Source organism: Microbacterium sp. C448 (assembly GCF_000582705.2).
Classification (GTDB): Bacteria; Actinomycetota; Actinomycetes; order Actinomycetales; family Microbacteriaceae; genus Microbacterium; species Microbacterium lacus_A.
On sequence record NZ_HG779685.1, the window covers coordinates 1 to 3,134 of the forward strand.

2 protein-coding genes are annotated in these 3,134 nt (G+C 67.5%); both read left to right on the top strand.

Translation table 11 applies throughout. The features are described 5' to 3' along the window. Positions 1-1,342: oligopeptide/dipeptide ABC transporter ATP-binding protein (locus tag MIC448_RS09025; RefSeq protein WP_036298524.1), on the top strand; the 1,342-nt coding region annotated here is incomplete at its 5' end. Positions 1,343-1,406: 64 nt separating this feature from the next. Continuing rightward, on the top strand, positions 1,407-3,086 hold the full coding sequence (locus MIC448_RS09030) for an ABC transporter family substrate-binding protein (protein WP_181003332.1): 1,680 nt from the start codon (positions 1,407-1,409) through the stop codon (positions 3,084-3,086). The last annotated feature ends 48 nt before the right edge of the window (positions 3,087-3,134 follow it).

Here is a 3,134-nt window from a genome sequence, read left to right on the forward strand (position 1 = left end):
CACGATCGGCCTGCTGCGCTCCGTGCCGAACATGCTGACCGCCGGCACGCAGCGCCTGGTGCCGCTCGAGGGACGACCGCCATCGCTCAGCGCCCTGCCGCGCGGGTGCCCGTTCGCCCCGCGCTGCCCCGTCGCGATCGACGCCTGCCGCGATATCGAGCCCGAGCTGATCGACCACGATCCGGGTTCGGTGCCGCCGCACGTTTCGGCGTGCATCCGTGCCGGCGAGATCGCGCGCGGTGAACTCCCGCGCGCCGAGGTGTTCCCGCGTCCCGAGCCGCTGCCACAGGAGGAGCGCGCCCAGACAACGGATGCTCCCGTCGTTCGAGTAACCGATCTGGTGCGCCACTTCCCGCTCATGAAGGGGTCGATCTTCCCGCGCCGGATCGGCACCGTGCGCGCGGTGGACGGGGTTTCGTTCACGCTCCAGGCGGGCCGTACCCTGGGGCTCGTCGGTGAATCCGGATGCGGCAAGACCACCACGATCCTCGAGATCATGGAGATGGTCGCCCCTCAGGGCGGAAAGATCGAGATCTCGGGCAAGGACGTGGGCGAACTCGGCAAGGGTGCGCGCCACGCGTTGCGCGAAGACATCCAGATCGTCTTCCAGGACCCGATGGGCGCCATCGACCCGCGCCTGCCGATCGGCGAGGTCATCACCGAGCCGCTGTGGGTCGCGGGCAAGCCCAAGGCCGAGCGCGACAAGCGTGTCGTCGAGCTGCTGGAGCTGGTCGGCCTCGATCCAGCCATGGCGGATCGCTACCCGCACGAGTTCTCGGGTGGTCAGCGGCAGCGCATCGGCATCGCCCGTGCGCTGTCGACGAACCCGTCGATCATCGTGCTGGACGAGCCCGTCTCGGCGCTCGATGTCTCGATCCAGGCCGGCATCATCAACCTGCTCGAAGACTTGAAGGACCGTCTCGGCCTCTCGTTCCTCTTCGTCGCGCACGACCTCGCCGTCGTCCGGCAGATCGCCGACGACGTGGCCGTGATGTACCTCGGTCGCATCGTCGAACAGGGTCCGATCGCCGAGGTCTTCAATGAGCCCAGGCATCCGTACACCAAGGCCCTCATCTCGGCCGCACCGATTCCCGACCCGCGCATCGAACGCGCCCGCACACGCATCCTGCTGCAGGGGGACCTCCCGAGCCCGACGCAGGAGATCTCGGGGTGCCGCTTCCGCACCCGCTGCCCGCTGTACGCGTTGCTGGACGACGCATCGCAGCAGGTCTGCCGCGGAAGCGACCCCGAACTGACCCGGCACGGCCGCGCGAGCGTCGCCTGCCATCACGCGGATCGCTCCGCGCTGATGGATCAGGTGGCGCTCGACCGCGCCGGGTAACGCCCGAGGTGACGGCACCACGCCACCCCGGTCTTCCCCCGAAAACACGAGAGGAAACGATCACATGAGAACTCGAAGTGCGAAGGCGCTCGGCGCCATCGCGATGCTCGGCGCAAGCGCGTTGATCATCGCGGGCTGTTCAGCAGGCAACACCGGGGGTCCGAGCGACGCCCCGACGGATGCGGCTGAACTGCCCTCCACCGACTGGGTGCGCGCGGACGCCGCGGACGTCCAGGACGGCGGCGACCTGACCCTCGCGGTCTCGGCCCTGCCCGTCAACTTCAACATCTACCAGATCGACGGCAACGAGTCCGACACCAACGACATCGTCGAGACGACGCTCGGCGGCCCGTTCAAGATCGACGAGACCGGCGTACCGATCGTCGACGAGAACTACGCGTCGTCGGCCGAGATCACGAGCGAAGACCCGCAGGTCGTCGAGATCACGCTCAACCCCGACGCGGTCTGGGAAGACGGAACCCCCATCACGGTCGCCGACTACGCGGCCACGTGGCTCGCCAACAACGGCTCCAACGAAGAGTTCATCAACGTCTCGACCGCAGGGTGGGACCAGATCGAGTCCATCGAGCAGGGCGACGACGAGTACCACGTCGTCGTGACCTTCTCGTCGATCTACGCCGACTGGCAGGGCCTGTTCACGAGCGTGCTCAAAGAGAGCATCGCGAGCGACCCCGCCGCGTTCAACGAGGGCTTCCTCACGCAGGGCATGCCCTCGAGCGGTCCCTTCATGTTCACCGACATCGACGTGACCGGCCAGGTCATCACGCTCGAGCGCAACCCGCTGTGGTGGGGCGAGACCCCCAAGCTCGACCGCATCCTGTTCCAGGCCGTCAGCCAGGACCAGCAGGGTTCGTCGTTCGCGAACGGTGAGATCGACGCGCTCTACATCTCGGCGAGTGCGGACCTCTACGAGACCGCGCAGACCGTCGACGGCGCGGACATCCAGGCCACGAACGGCCTGACGTGGACCCACGTCACGATGAACGCCAAGGAAGGTCCCCTCGCGGACGTCAACGTGCGCAAGGCGGTCGCCTCGATCGTCAACCGCGAGCAGATCGCGGCCGCGGCCAACACGCCTGTCGGCGTGCCCGCCGTCACGCAGGGCGACTACATCTTCATGCCCGGTCAGGATGGCTACACGGATGACGCGCTGCCCTACGACCTCGATGCCGGTGCCGCGTTCCTCGAAGAGGCCGGATACAGCAAGGAAGGCGACTCGTGGGTCAAGGACGGTGAGCCGCTCGAGCTGAGCGTCACCGTTCCCGCCGACACCGCGACGAACATCCAGCGCGCCGAGCAGGTCCAGGCCGACCTCGGTGAGTTCGGCATCCCCGTCGAGCTCGTTTCGGTTCCCGTTGCCGGCTACTTCAGCGACTACGTGATCCCGGGCGACTTCGAGATGGTCAGCTTCTCGTGGGTCGGCACCGCGTTCCCGATCTCCTCATCGGAGCCGCTGTTCTTCCCGCTGGACTCCGAGCAGAACTTCACCGGCACGACCGATGAGGCGCTCGGCGACCTGTGGGACCAGGCCAACACCGAGCTCGACCCCGAGGCGCGCATCGAGATCGCGAACGAGATCAACGCGGCCATCTGGGAGTACGTCCCGATGTTCCCGATCGCGCCGCTCCCGAACGTGTACGCAGTCACGGATGGTCTCGTGAACTGGGGCGCCACGCAGTTCGAGACGATCGACTGGACGCTCGTGGGCTGGGCCGCCGAGTAAGCAGCGGTTGTTGTCCGGGCGGGGCGGGGGTCCTCTGGGGGGCTCCCC